The organism is Phenylobacterium sp. Root1290 (genome assembly GCF_001425305.1).
Lineage (GTDB): Bacteria > Pseudomonadota > Alphaproteobacteria > Caulobacterales > Caulobacteraceae > Phenylobacterium.
The window spans coordinates 700,582-712,925 of record NZ_LMEE01000001.1; the positions used below are offsets into that span (position 1 = coordinate 700,582).

The following is a 12,344-nucleotide window of genomic DNA, read 5'->3' on the forward strand; positions in this document are numbered from 1 at the left end:
CTGGCTAATTCCCATCGCGCCCATCGACAATATAGTTTTTCTGACACCAGGAAACGAAAGGCTAAGCCGTTGGCCGCTAGTGTGACGGCTGGACCCCGGAATATTCGTGGATACGCTGCCGATGAACCTCAACCGGCTCATGGAGATAGCTCGCTCGCAGGCGACAGAGATTCTGATCGTCGGGGTCGTCTTCGCAATCCTCGGCCTGCTGCTGCGCCGGCTGCCGAGCCGGCAGATGCGGGCCGAAACGCGGACCAACGCCGTCATTCACGTCGTGGATCTGCTCTGCATCGCGCCGCTGATCGGATTGGTGATCGTTGCATTGACGCCGATTCTCGCGACCGGCCCTCTGGCCTTCATCTGGTCCGCTGCGGGCCCCGGAGCGACCATCGTCGCCGTGCTGCTCATCGGCGACTTCGTCGGATACTGGCGTCACCGGCTGCAACACAGCCCGCTGCTATGGCCGGCGCACGCCGTTCACCACAGCGACCGAGCGCTGTCGTGGTTCAGCCTCATCCGCATGCACCCCATCGACCGGTTCGGGACCGCCCTGGACACAATCGTGCTGGCCGCACTGGGCTTTCCGGCCTGGGCGCTGGCGCTGAACGGTCTGGCCCGCCACTACTACGGCTACCTGATCCATGCCGACCTCCCCTGGACGTTCGGAAAAGTCGATCTGTTGCTGAACTCGCCGGCCATGCATCGCTGGCATCACTCGCGCGACGTTCATGGCAAGAACTTTGCGACCTTGTTCTCGCTCTGGGATCGCGCCTTCGGCACCTACTACGCACCGGGCCCCTGCGATGGCCCGCTCGGCATCGACGCCGACATGGGCAAGGGCGTCGTCGGCCAATACCTTTACCCGCTGAAGGTCTGGTTTGCTCGAAGCGAGCCCAACTCCACGTCCAGCGCGCAACAATAGCCAACGGCTGCTGAGGAAAGTTGGTAGGCCGGGTGAGGTTCGAACTCACGACCATTCGATTAAAAGTCGAATGCTCTACCACTGAGCTACCGGCCCACGTCGCCTCGCCCTAAGGGCGCCGGCGAAGAGGCGCGGACCATATGCGGGCGGCTTGTTCGGAGCAAGAGCACTGCTGCAGCTTTCCAACAGCTTGGCGTACGCCTTAGCATCGAGGCATGCGCAACATCCTCCTCGCCTCGATTCCCGCCTTGCTGCTTGCTGGCTGCGTGACGCCGCCAGCCGATGGTTCGCCCAAGATTCAGACGACGTCCGAGGCCAAGCGCGAAAGCATGCAAGGCGCCGTGTCTGCGCCGCTACGCGACGTAAACCTGCTGCAGACCAAGATTCCGACGGTGCTTCTTGAAGCCATGGCGGACCCATACCAGCGGCCTCACGCGAGCACCTGCGAAGCGATCGCCGCCGCTATCCTGCCCTTGAACGGCGCGCTCGGTGCGGATCTGGACGAGCCGGCAGTGGACGAGGACGACCTGATGGATCGCGGCAAAGGCGCCGCATTCGGCGCGGTGGCAGGCTTGGCGTCCGATGTGATTCCGTTCCGCGGCTGGGTCCGCAAGCTGTCGGGCGCCGAGCGGCATGACAGCCTGGTCACCGCCGCCATCACCGCCGGCGGCGTGCGTCGCGCCTATCTGAAGGGCCTGGGCGAGGCCCGCGGCTGTCCGCCGCCAGCGACGCCTTCGCACATCCTGACCGGCACGCCGGTCAAGTCTCAGGAACTGAAGCCCCGCTATCCCGTCCGCTGACGGGCCTTGAAGTCACGGCGGAACTGTTCGAACCGCCCTTCGGCGATGGCCGCACGCATGGCTGCGGTCAGCGCCTGGAAGTGAGCGATATTGTGCCAGGAGAGCAGCACCTGACCGAGAATTTCCTCAGCCTTAACAAGGTGATGCAGATAGGCCTTGGAGTACTGCGACGACGCCGGACAATCGCTGGTCTCGTCCAGAGGCGTATCGTCCTCGGCGAAGCGCGCGTTCTTCAGATTGACCGCGCCTTCCCAAGTCCAGGCCTGGCCATGACGGCCTGACCGCGTCGGCAGCACGCAGTCGAACATATCGACGCCCCGCGCCACCGCCTCGACCAGGTCGATCGGCTTGCCGACGCCCATCAGATAGCGCGGCCGATCGACCGGCAGCATGGCCGGCGCGTAGTCCAGCACCTCGCACATCGCCTCGTGCCCCTCACCGACCGCCAGGCCGCCCAGGGCGTAGCCGTCGAAGCCGATCTCGATCAGCCGCTCTGCCGACTCGCGCCGCAGATGTTCGAAGGTGGAGCCCTGCTGGATGCCGAAGAGCGCCTGGGCGTCGCGGGCGCCAAACGCGTCTTTCGAGCGCTGGGCCCAGCGCGCCGAGAGCTGCATGGCTTGTCGGGCTCGGGCCTCTTCGGCCGGCCACGCGACGCATTCGTCGAGTTGCATGACGATGTCCGAGCCGAGCAGGTCGGCCTGGATCTCGATGGACCGCTCCGGCGTCAGAACATGCTTGGAGCCATCGATGTGGCTCTGAAACGCGACCGACTCTTCCGTGACCTTGGCGATCTTGGACAGCGACATCACCTGGAAGCCGCCGGAATCCGTCAGGATCGGGTGCTCCCAGCGCATGAACTTGTGCAAGCCGCCAAGCCGCGCCACCCGCTCGGCCGTCGGGCGAAGCATCAAGTGATAGGTGTTGCCCAGGATGATGTCGGCCCCGGTGGAGCGCACCTGATCGACCGTGAGCGCCTTAACGGTCGCAGCCGTGCCGACCGGCATGAAGGCCGGGGTGCGGATGTCCCCGCGGGCGGTCTTCAGCACGCCGGTGCGCGCCGCCCCGTCGGTGGCGGCGATCTCGAAGGGGAATGCGCCCACTAGTTGGCCCTCCAGAGCAGGCTGGCGTCGCCGTAGGAATAGAACCTGTAGCCGTCGGCGATAGCGTGCGCATAAGCCTCGCGCATGGCGCCGACGCCTGCGAAGGCGCTGACCAACATGAACAAAGTCGACTTCGGCAGATGGAAGTTGGTCATCAGGCCGTCCGCCGCCCGGAAGCGGTAGCCGGGGGTTATGAAGATCGCCGTCTCGGCGGCGAAGGGGCGAACGACGCCGTCTTCGCCGGTCGCGCTCTCGATCAGGCGCAGCGACGTGGTGCCGACGCAGATGATCCGGCCGCCGGCGGCCTTGGCCGCGTTGAGCGCCGCGGCGGTCGCGGCGTCGACCTCGCCGTACTCGGCGTGCATGCGATGTTCCGACAGGTTTTCGGTCTTCACCGGCAGAAACGTGCCGGCCCCGACATGAAGCGTGACGAACTGCAGCGCCACGCCCATGGCCTTCAATCGCTCGAGGAGCTGGGGCGTAAAGTGCAGGCCGGCGGTAGGCGCAGCGACCGATCCCTCCTCGTCGGCGTAGACGGTCTGATAGTCGGCCTTGTCCTGAGCGTCCTCAGCGCGCTTGGCGGCGATGTAGGGCGGCAGGGGCATGGCGCCGCGCTCGCCGATAGCGGCGTCCAGATCGGGACCGGCAAGATCGAAGCCGAGCGTCACCTCGCCGCCCTCGCCCTTCTCGATCACCGTGGCGTCGAGCACGCCAAGCAGGCAGGCGCGGTCGTCGGTCGAGCCGAACCGGACGCGGTCACCGGGCGCGAGCTTCTTTCCCGGACGCATGAAGGCGGTCCAGCGAGAGGGCGACAAGCGCTTGTGCAGGGTCGCCTCCACCGCAATGTCGGAGCCCTCGCGGACACGGCGGCCCTTCAATCGAGCGGGAATGACACGCGTGTCGTTCAGCACCAGCACGTCGCCGGCGCGCAGCTCCGCCGGCAGATCGACGACCGACAAGTCCTGCAACGGACGCCCGGGCGTGACGAGCAGCATGCGCGCGGCGTCGCGCGGCGTCGCCGGCCGCAACGCGATGAGGTCGTCGGGAAGTTCGAAGTCGAAATCGGCTAGCTGCATGGACGCGCTTGAAGCGCACGGGCGAACGCACCCGTCAAGCGCTGCAGCATGTAAGCTCGCCTCATGAGCCTTGTGCGATTCGTCCTTCGCGGCGTCGTCCTGCCGCTCGGCGCGCTTTGCGCCCTGGCGGCTTTAGCCGCGCAGGGCGGGCGTTTCAGCGATCATCTCGACATACTGACGCACTTCGCCCCGATCTATCTGGCCGGCGGCGTGCTGACCCTCATCGCGGCGATGTTCGCCCACCGCCGGCTGATCCCAGCCCTGCTCGGCGCCGTGGCGGTGATTGCCAGTCTGGCCCTGATGGCGCCGGAGTTCCTGCGCCCACAGAGCCCTCGCCTGCCCTCTGGCGCGCCCGGCCAGATCAAGCTGATCCAGTTCAACGCCGCCCGCGACAGTCTGGCTCTCGACCAGCGGTTGGCCTGGTTGGCGGCCGAAGACCCAGACATCCTGGTGGTTGAGGACTCCAGGGCGGTTTTCCAGACCGCAGTGACCCAGCGCCTCAATCGCCAGATGGCCTGCGGGAAAACCTGCGAAGTCGCCATTTTCACCCGGGAACCGGCCGCGCGGATCGAGAGCCCCCGACGCGGACGAATGGGCCTTGGCGCGGCCGTGGCCATCGCTCATCTCGATGGCCCGCAGGCGGGCGTCACAGTCGTCGGAACGCACTATGTCTGGCCCACCGAAGTCGACGTCCATCGCGAGAACGGCCGACGGCTGGAAGAGCTTCTGAAGGGGCGGCCGCGCGAGCGTATGATCCTGACCGGAGACTTCAACTCCACGCCCTGGTCGTTCTCGCGCCGGCGGCAGGATGCAGCCTTCGGCCTTGAGCGGCGAACCCGCGCACTCTCCACGTGGCCGGCGAATGGCCCGTTTGGACTTGCCCTGCTGCCGATCGATCATGTCTATGCCGGCTCCGACTGGCGCACGGTGTCGATCGCCCGCGGGCCGCAGTTGGGGTCCGACCACTATCCCATCGTCGCCGTTCTGGCGTTGAAGCAGAACTAGCAGGCCACATGCGCTTCCTTCGCTCGCTGTTCACCAGCCTGATGGTTCTGACGGCGCTTGGGTGCGCGGCGTGGGCATTGGCGGCGCATGGCGGCCGCTGGAGCGTGCGTCTGGACGTCCTGACGCACTTCGCGCCAATGCTGCTGGCCCTGTCGCTGATCCCGGCTGTCTACGGCCTGATCTTCGAGCGGCGCGGCGCCCGCCTGGTGCTGGCCGGTCTCTCAACCGTGGCGATCGCCGCGTCCGGGCTGCTGATCTTGCCCGAGTTCCTGCGGCCAACGAGCGACCCTGCACCGGCCGGCGCGCCAGGCCAGATCAAGCTGATCCAATTCAACGCCTGGGAACGCAACGCCGATCAGAGGGAGAGCATCGGGTGGCTGAAGGCGCAGGATCCAGACATCCTCGTGGTCGAGGAAGCCAGCGTGATAGGTCCGGCCCTGCAGGACGCGTTCGAGGGCTATCACGTCAGTTGCGGCCGCTGCAGCGTGATGATCCTCTCCAAGGCCAAGCCCATCGCCAATGACGTGCCGGCGCCGCGCTCGGCGGACCGCATTCGACCGCCGATCGCGGGGGCGACGTTCCGCGATGCGCGCGGCGAGTACAGCGTTTTCGGCACCCACTACACCTGGCCGATCTACGGCGGCTGGCAGCAGGCCCAGGGCCAGGTGATCGCCTCGGTTCTCGGCCATTTCCCAAAGGACCGGCTGATCCTGACCGGCGACTTCAACTCCACCCCGTGGTCGTTCAGTCGCCGACGCGAGGATGCGATGTTCGGTCTGGAGCGGCGCACGCGGGCGCTGTTCTCCTGGCCGGCGGATCGCGGTCCCGAAGGCCTTGGCCTGCCCATCGCACTGCTTCCGATCGACCACGTCTACGCAGGCCCCGGCTGGCGCACCGTAGCCATCGAGCGCGGACCGCGGCTCGGCTCGGACCACTATCCGGTGATCGTCACCCTGGCGCCGTCAGCGTAGCGCCAATCGCGCCTTGCGCAGCGCTTCGCGCAGTTCGGAGCGACGAGAAAGGAACTGCGCCTCGCTGGCGTCGCGGCGCTGCTCCAGATCTCGTTTTTCAGCGGCGATCACGGCGAGTTCGGCGGCATGACGCTCGGCCGTAGCCTCCAATTCAGCCTCAAGCTCGGCGACCTTGCGGAGTTGCGCGGGCGTTGGCCCACGCGGCTTGGTCGGAACCGGCGGCTTGGGAGGTGGCGGCGCGGGCTTCGCGGAAGCGCGTTTGGGGGGAATCAGCGGCGTGACCGTCGACGGCCGCCGCAATACCTGCCCGGGCTGCGCGCTCGCCGCGGCGATCAGCTCAGGATCGTCGGTTTCACGCGCGCCGCCCGTCTGGAAGAGATCTTGATGCGCGCCCCACGCCGCCAGCGCCTTGGCGCGAGAGCTGACGGCGACCACGTAGTCGGTGAAGCCGTCCGAGGTGACGAAGACCTTCAAGCGCGCAGCCACCCGAGTCTCCCTAGCTCAGCGACGCAAGCTCCCGGGTGAGGTTGTCCCGCGCCTGGGCGTCCAGCCATTCGGCGAAGCCCGGATCGGGGAAGATAACCTGCGCGTCCAGAAAGCGTTGCAACACGCCTGCCCGGCCCTTGCGCCAGAGATCGTCCGGAACGTGGCCGTACTCTTCTCGGACCGCCTGCGCATAGGCGTCGTAGCGGTCCGCTGGCGCGCCGAGGATCGCAAGGTCGATGGAGACCAGAAGTTCGCCAAGGCGATCTTCTTCTTCGACCTCATGACCAGCCGTCAGCATGATCAGGCGGGCGACTTCTTCGCGGGCGTGGATGCTGATGTCGAAATCACGCAGATCGGCCTTCGCCATCGCCGCGCTCTGCGCCTCGTTGTCCGAAGCTGTCGCATCGTAGACGGCGTCGTGCCACCAGATCGCGTAGGTCAGGATCTGGCGTTCAGTGTCTGTCAGGTCGGGAACCTGATCGAGCAGCGCCAGGCACTGCTCGATGTGGGTCCGCGTGTGGTAGCGGCGATGCGCTTGCGCATACGCCGCCTCCAGCTTGGGCGTCACGCGGCGTCTGCGGCGACGCGCGAAGACACGATCTTGCCCGGCGCGCGCGGGGGCTCGCCCTTGGGCAAAGCGTCGACCGCATCCATGCCTTCGACCACTTCGCCCCAGACGGTGTACTGGCCGTCGAGGAAGGTGGCGTCATCCAGGCAGATGAAGAACTGGCTGTTGGCCGAGTGCGGGGCCGAGGTGCGGGCCATCGAGCAGACGCCGCGCACGTGCGGCTCGCGCGAGAACTCCGCCTGCAGGTTCGGCTTGTCAGAGCCCGAGGTGCCGGTGCCGGTCGGATCGCCGCCCTGCGCCATGAAGCCGTCGATGACGCGGTGGAAGACCACGCCGTCATAGAAGCCCTCGCGCGACAGCTCCTTGATGCGCTCGACGTGGCCAGGCGCCAGGTCGGGGCGGAGTTTGATCGTCACCGTACCCGTGTCCAGGGTCAGGATAAGGGTGTTTTCCGGGTCCATCACTTCACCTCCGATGGGACTTTGATCTCGCAAACCGAGAAATTCTCACCCATCCGGGCGCGGGCGCTCTCGATCTCGGCCTTGAACCAGGCGCTGTTGGGATCGATCACACGCACCTTGGGGCGTTCGGCGGCCGGGATATCGGCCAGGATCCGCACCTTGTCCATCTTGTCCTGCGGCGGAGCCACCGGTTCGCCGACCTTGATGGCCCGCACGACCTCGAGGCCCGCGATGACGCGCCCCCAACCCGTGTAGCGCTTCTCAAGCGAGGGATAGGTCTGACGCATCAGGAAGAACTGACTATTGGCGCTGTCGTCGCCCTGGCCGCGGGCCATCGCCGCGACTCCCGGACAATACAGCGGCCAGGCCGAAATCTTGCCGTCGGCGGTCATGGCCATGAGCATCGGGCTCTGGCTCATCACCGGCAGGGACTTGATGAAGCCCACCTGGCTGACATTCAGGTCCTTGGCCTGGACGAAGCCGGCGTCGCCACCCAGTCGGAACAGGAACTCCTGCTGCAGGTCGGGTTTGTCGCTGCCGCCGGTGCCCCGGTCCTCCGGATCGCCGGTCTGCGCCATGAACTCGTCAATGACGCGGAAAAAGGTCCGGCCGTCGTAAAAGCCCGCGCGCGCCAGTTCCTTGACGCGTTGCACGTGGGTCGGCGCGACCTCGGGCAGCATCTCGACGATGATGCGTCCCTTGTTGGTGTCGATCACCAGAAGGTCGTCGGGGTTGGGCGTGCGCCAATCGGCGGACGTAGGCGCCGGGGCGGCGGCGGGGGCCTTGGCAGCAGGCGACTGAGCGGCGGCAGGCGCCGCCATCGCCAGGACGGCGGCGGTGAGCAACAGAGTTCGGATCATGGGGCACTCGTAGCGGGCAAAGCCCGAGATCGCCAGTCGTCAGCCGCAGGAAAGGTCAGGCCTTGCCGACCTTCGCCAACAGCGCCTCCTTGATGCGCGGGCTCACGAACTTGCTGATGTCGCCGCCAAGCAGGGCGATCTCCTTGACCAGCTTCGACGAGATCGCCTGGTGCCGCGGATCGGCCATTAGGAACACCGTCTCGACCTCGCGGTCGAGTTGCTGGTTCATGGCGGTCATCTGGAATTCGTACTCGAAGTCGGCCACGGCGCGCAGGCCACGGACTATCACCTGAGCGCCGATCTCGCGGGCATAGTGCATCAGGAGCCCTTCGAACGGCTGCACGATGATCTCGGCGCGGTCGGTCAGATGCTGGGTCTCGGCCCGGAGGATCGCCACACGCTCCTCAAGCTCGAAAAGGGGGCCTTTGCCGACATTGATCGCGACGCCGATGACCAGCTTGTCGACCAGCTTCACGGCCCGGCCGATGATATCGGTGTGGCCGTTGTGGATCGGATCGAAGGTCCCGGGATAAAGCCCCACGCGCGTCATTCGACGTCTCCCCCCTGTTGCGGTGCAGCAGGATTTCACCGGCACCGGCAGCGAAAGCAAGCCCAAATCTCACGCGCAACCGCCCGTTGAACCAGCGGTTGCGCGTTGGAGTGATGCGCGGCGGGACTATTCCGCCACGTCACCTTCGATTTCGGAATCGTCCGCTTCCTCGCCACCGCCCTGGTCGGCCAGCCGCTCGACCGAGACGACGTGCTCGTCCTTGCTGGTGCGGAAGATGGTGACGCCCGAGGTGTTACGTCCAACCATGCGGACCTGGTTGACCGGGGTGCGGATGAGCTGGCCCTGATCGGTGACCAACAGGATCTCGTCGAATTCCTCGACCGGGAACGAAGCAGCCAGGCGGCCGCCCTTCTTGGTGAGATCCTGAGCGAGAAGCCCCTGCCCGCCGCGTCCGGTGCGACGGAACTCGTAGGCCGAGGTCCGCTTGCCGAAGCCCTCGGTCGAGACGGTGAGGATGACCTCTTCGGCGGCGCCGAGTTCGGCGATGCGCTCGACGCTGAGCGTAACATCGCCCTCCGCCTCGTCATCGTCAGGCGCGGAGACCTCTTCGATATCGTCGCCAGTCGCCCGGCGCATGGCGTTGGCATGTTTGACGTAGGCGGCGCGTTCAGCGGGCGAAGCCTCGACCGAGCGAAGGATCGCCATCGAGATCACCTTGTCGCCGTCAGCCAGGCGAATGCCGCGGACGCCGGTCGAATCGCGCCCGGCGAACACCCGGACCTCTTCGGTCGCAAAGCGGATGCAACGGCCCAGCGCGGTCGTCAGCAGGATGTCGTTCTGCTGGGCGTTGCAGAGACCGACGCCGATGATCTGATCGCCCTCATCCAGCTTCATGGCGATCTTGCCGTTGCGCTTGATGCCCTGGAAGTCTGAGAGCTTGTTCCGCCGCACGCCGCCCGACTTGGTGGCGAACATCACGTCGTACTGCGCCCAGGCGGCCTCGTCTTCCGGCACCGGCAGGATCGAGGTGATGCTTTCGCCCGGCTCGATCGGCAGCAGGTTCACGAACGCCTTGCCGCGCGAGTTGGGGTTGCCGACCGGCAGACGCCAGACCTTGAGCTGATAGACCTTGCCGCCCGACGAGAAGAACAGCATCGGCGTATGAGTGTTGGCCGAGAACACGCGGGTGACCGCATCCTCGTCCTTGGTCGCCATGCCAGAGCGGCCTTTGCCGCCGCGATGCTGGGTCCGATACGTGGTCAGCGGCGTGCGCTTCACATAGCCGCCGTGCGTGACGGTGATGACCATGTCCTCGCGGGCGATCAGGTCCTCGTCCTCGACGTCGGCGTCGCCGTCGACGATCTCGGAGCGGCGCGGCACGGCGAAGGCGTCGCGCACCGCCACCAGTTCCTCGCGGACGATCGACATGACGTTGGCGCGCGCCGACAGGATGGTCAGGTGGCCCTGGATGGTGTCGGCCAGTTCGCGGGCCTCGCCGAAGATCTCGTCTCGGCCCAGACCGGTCAGACGCGACAGGGTCAAGGCCAGGATGGCGCGGGCCTGCTCTTCCGACAGCCGGATCAGCGCGCCGTCGATCACCAGGGTGCGCGGGTCGGCGATCAATTCCACCAGCGGCAGCATGTCGCCAGCCGGCCAATCCTTGGCCACCAGGCGCTCACGCGCCTCGGCGGGGTCTTTGGAGGACCGGATGATGTGGATGAACTCGTCGATGTTGGCCACGGCGATGGCCAGGCCGACCAAGACGTGACCGCGGTCACGGGCCTTGGACAGCTCGAACTTGACGCGCCGGACGACCACTTCCTCGCGGAAGTCGACGAAGGCGACGACCAGGTCGCGCAGGTTCATCTCGCGCGGCCGGCCGCGGTCCAGCGCCAGCATGTTGACGGCGAACGAGGACTGCAGCGGCGTGTAGCGATAGAGCTGGTTCAGAACGACGTCGGGCGAGGCGTCACGCTTCATCTCGACGACGACGCGCATGCCGTCACGGTCGCTTTCGTCGCGGAGGTCGGCGATGCCCTCGATCTTCTTCTCGCGCACCAGCTCGGCGATGCGCTCGACCATCGCGGCCTTGTTCACCTGATACGGGATCGAGTTGATGATGATGGCTTCGCGATCCTTGCGAAGCTCCTGAATCTCGGCCTTGCCGCGCATCACGACCGAACCGCGGCCGGTCATCAGCGCGTTGCGCGCGCCCGAGCGGCCGATGATCTCGCCGCCGGTCGGGAAGTCAGGTCCAGGGACGATGTCGAGCAGCGCGTCGAGCGAGACCTCGGGATCGTCCACATAGGCCAGGCAGGCGTCGATAATCTCGCCTAGGTTATGCGGCGGTATGTTGGTCGCCATGCCGACGGCGATGCCGCCCGCGCCGTTGACCAGCAGATTGGGAATCCGCGACGGGAGAACGATCGGCTCCTGCTCGGTGCCGTCGTAGTTCTCCTTGAAGTCGACCGTGTCCTTGTCGAGATCGGCCACCACCATCATGGCGGCCTTGCTCATCCGGCTCTCGGTGTAGCGCATCGCCGCCGGCGGATCGTTATCCACCGAGCCGAAGTTGCCCTGACCGTCGATCAGCAACAGCCCCATGGAGAACGGCTGCGCCATCCGGACCATGGTGAAGTAGATCGAGGCGTCGCCGTGCGGGTGATATTTACCCATCACGTCCCCGACCACGCGGGCCGACTTCACATATGAACGGTCGGGCGTATGGCCCTGCTCGTTCATCGAGAACAGGATTCGGCGGTGCACGGGCTTGAGGCCGTCGCGCGCGTCCGGCAGGGCGCGGCTGACGATCACGCTCATCGCGTAATCGAGATAAGAGCGCTTCAGCTCGTCTTCGATGGCGATAGGGGCAATGCCCCCACGCCGATCACCGTCCGGCGGGGTATGGGTTTCGTCGGTCAAGGAGAGGATTTAGCCGTTTAGAATCGGACACAAAGCTAGGTTCTGTTGTTACCATCCCGGAGGCCGCTAGGCCAAATGTCCGTACAGTTTCGAACCCAGGTGCTGGATCCCATGAAATATGCCTTCGTCGCCCTCGCCGCCACCCTTTTCGCCGGGACGGCGACTGCCGCAGACGCGCCGGCCAACCAACGGATCGAACTGAAGAATTCGACCGGAGCCGCGATCGGCTCGGCCACCCTGACCAACGCGCCCAAGGGCGTGCTGCTGAAGGTCGAGCTGAAGGGCGTCGCTCCGGGTTGGCACGGACTCCACTTCCACGAGAAGGGCGACTGCTCGAAGTCGGACTTCACCTCGGCCGGCGGTCACGTCCATGGCGGCCCCACGATGGTGCACGGCCTGTTGAACCCCGACGCCAACGAAGCCGGCGATCTGCCGAACATCTTCGTGGCCGCTGACGGCAGCGCGAACGCCGAGATCTTCACCACCTTCGTTTCGCTGGGCGGCGTCGACGGTCGCCAGGACCTGACCGACAAGGACGGATCGGCGATCGTGGTCCACGCCAACGCCGACGACCACAAGACCCAGCCCATCGGCGGCGCCGGCGCGCGCATCGCCTGCGGCGTCATCGCCGGCGGCTGATCGACGCCCACATGACCTGAACG

General features: G+C 66.3%; 13 protein-coding genes and 1 tRNA gene. 5 read left to right on the forward strand and 9 right to left on the reverse strand.

All coding sequences use genetic code 11. The annotated features are described in order from the left end of the window. The first annotated feature begins 106 nt into the window (after positions 1–106). Entirely contained in the window at positions 107–922 is an 816-nt protein-coding gene (locus ASC79_RS03375) for a sterol desaturase family protein (protein WP_156378316.1), read from the forward strand. A gap of 21 nt (positions 923–943) precedes the next feature. Here the strand turns inward: ASC79_RS03375 and ASC79_RS03380 are convergent. Continuing rightward, a tRNA-Lys gene (locus tag ASC79_RS03380) sits at positions 944–1,018 on the reverse strand. A gap of 119 nt (positions 1,019–1,137) precedes the next feature. On the opposite strand from ASC79_RS03380, the gene ASC79_RS03385 reads away from it, so the two are divergent. Further along, complete coding sequence (locus tag ASC79_RS03385; protein ID WP_082531913.1) at positions 1,138–1,722, forward strand: hypothetical protein; 585 nt, start codon at positions 1,138–1,140, stop codon at positions 1,720–1,722. On the opposite strand, the gene tgt is transcribed toward ASC79_RS03385, so the two are convergent. Both tgt and queA read right to left on the reverse strand, forming a co-directional pair. Further along, complete coding sequence (tgt, locus tag ASC79_RS03390) at positions 1,707–2,822, reverse strand: tRNA guanosine(34) transglycosylase Tgt (protein WP_056019672.1); 1,116 nt, start codon at positions 2,820–2,822, stop codon at positions 1,707–1,709. The two genes, ASC79_RS03385 and tgt, sit on opposite strands and share 16 nt — an antisense overlap. Next, positions 2,822–3,898, reverse strand: coding sequence for a tRNA preQ1(34) S-adenosylmethionine ribosyltransferase-isomerase QueA (gene queA, locus ASC79_RS03395; RefSeq protein ID WP_056019675.1), 1,077 nt, complete (start codon positions 3,896–3,898; stop codon positions 2,822–2,824). Before queA ends, tgt begins: the two co-directional genes overlap by 1 nt. Positions 3,899–3,961: 63 nt before the next feature. Here queA and ASC79_RS03400 point away from each other — a divergent pair, with 63 nt between their 5' ends. Next, positions 3,962–4,903, forward strand: coding sequence for an endonuclease/exonuclease/phosphatase family protein (locus ASC79_RS03400; protein ID WP_056019679.1), 942 nt, complete (start codon positions 3,962–3,964; stop codon positions 4,901–4,903). Positions 4,904–4,911: 8 nt separating this feature from the next. Continuing rightward, positions 4,912–5,874: an endonuclease/exonuclease/phosphatase family protein gene (locus ASC79_RS03405; protein ID WP_056019682.1), complete on the forward strand. Its 963-nt coding sequence runs from the start codon at positions 4,912–4,914 to the stop codon at positions 5,872–5,874. On the opposite strand, the gene ASC79_RS03410 is transcribed toward ASC79_RS03405, so the two are convergent. The 6 genes from ASC79_RS03410 to gyrA form a co-directional block, all read right to left on the reverse strand. Further along, on the reverse strand, positions 5,866–6,348 hold the full coding sequence (locus ASC79_RS03410) for a hypothetical protein (RefSeq protein ID WP_056019685.1): 483 nt from the start codon (positions 6,346–6,348) through the stop codon (positions 5,866–5,868). The two genes, ASC79_RS03405 and ASC79_RS03410, sit on opposite strands and share 9 nt — an antisense overlap. 22 nt (positions 6,349–6,370) lie before the next feature. Then, complete coding sequence (locus ASC79_RS03415) at positions 6,371–6,928, reverse strand: hypothetical protein (protein ID WP_056019688.1); 558 nt, start codon at positions 6,926–6,928, stop codon at positions 6,371–6,373. Continuing rightward, the gene (locus ASC79_RS03420) at positions 6,925–7,389 is read right to left on the reverse strand and encodes a peptidylprolyl isomerase (RefSeq protein ID WP_056019691.1); all 465 of its coding nucleotides are present in this window, start codon (positions 7,387–7,389) and stop codon (positions 6,925–6,927) included. Before ASC79_RS03420 ends, ASC79_RS03415 begins: the two co-directional genes overlap by 4 nt. Continuing rightward, positions 7,389–8,249, reverse strand: a complete 861-nt coding sequence (locus tag ASC79_RS03425; RefSeq protein WP_056019694.1) for a peptidylprolyl isomerase — start codon at positions 8,247–8,249, stop codon at positions 7,389–7,391. The genes ASC79_RS03420 and ASC79_RS03425 overlap by 1 nt, the downstream gene beginning before the upstream one ends. A gap of 55 nt (positions 8,250–8,304) precedes the next feature. Beyond that, the gene (gene coaD, locus ASC79_RS03430; protein WP_056019697.1) at positions 8,305–8,799 is read right to left on the reverse strand and encodes a pantetheine-phosphate adenylyltransferase; all 495 of its coding nucleotides are present in this window, start codon (positions 8,797–8,799) and stop codon (positions 8,305–8,307) included. A 126-nt stretch (positions 8,800–8,925) separates the two neighbouring features. After that, on the reverse strand, positions 8,926–11,580 hold the full coding sequence (gene gyrA, locus ASC79_RS03435) for a DNA gyrase subunit A (RefSeq protein WP_235528732.1): 2,655 nt from the start codon (positions 11,578–11,580) through the stop codon (positions 8,926–8,928). A 177-nt stretch (positions 11,581–11,757) separates the two neighbouring features. Here gyrA and ASC79_RS03440 point away from each other — a divergent pair, with 177 nt between their 5' ends. Further along, positions 11,758–12,321 carry a superoxide dismutase family protein gene (locus ASC79_RS03440; protein WP_327082816.1) on the forward strand — a complete coding sequence of 188 codons (564 nt, stop codon included), beginning with the start codon at positions 11,758–11,760 and terminating at the stop codon, positions 12,319–12,321. The last annotated feature ends 23 nt before the right edge of the window (positions 12,322–12,344 follow it).

What these genes read in the sequence shown, in the direction of transcription:
- gyrA (WP_235528732.1), bottom strand. Translation starts at nt 11,580, where the DNA reads ATGAGCGTGATCGTCAGCCGCGCCCTGCCGGACGCGCGCGACGGCCTC.
- coaD (WP_056019697.1), bottom strand. Translation starts at nt 8,799, where the DNA reads ATGACGCGCGTGGGGCTTTATCCCGGGACCTTCGATCCGATCCACAAC.
- ASC79_RS03405 (WP_056019682.1), top strand. Translation starts at nt 4,912, where the DNA reads ATGCGCTTCCTTCGCTCGCTGTTCACCAGCCTGATGGTTCTGACGGCG.
- queA (WP_056019675.1), bottom strand. Translation starts at nt 3,898, where the DNA reads ATGCAGCTAGCCGATTTCGACTTCGAACTTCCCGACGACCTCATCGCG.
- ASC79_RS03400 (WP_056019679.1), top strand. Translation starts at nt 3,962, where the DNA reads ATGAGCCTTGTGCGATTCGTCCTTCGCGGCGTCGTCCTGCCGCTCGGC.
- ASC79_RS03420 (WP_056019691.1), bottom strand. Translation starts at nt 7,389, where the DNA reads ATGGACCCGGAAAACACCCTTATCCTGACCCTGGACACGGGTACGGTG.
- ASC79_RS03385 (WP_082531913.1), top strand. Translation starts at nt 1,138, where the DNA reads ATGCGCAACATCCTCCTCGCCTCGATTCCCGCCTTGCTGCTTGCTGGC.
- ASC79_RS03425 (WP_056019694.1), bottom strand. Translation starts at nt 8,249, where the DNA reads ATGATCCGAACTCTGTTGCTCACCGCCGCCGTCCTGGCGATGGCGGCG.
- ASC79_RS03440 (WP_327082816.1), top strand. Translation starts at nt 11,758, where the DNA reads ATGTCCGTACAGTTTCGAACCCAGGTGCTGGATCCCATGAAATATGCC.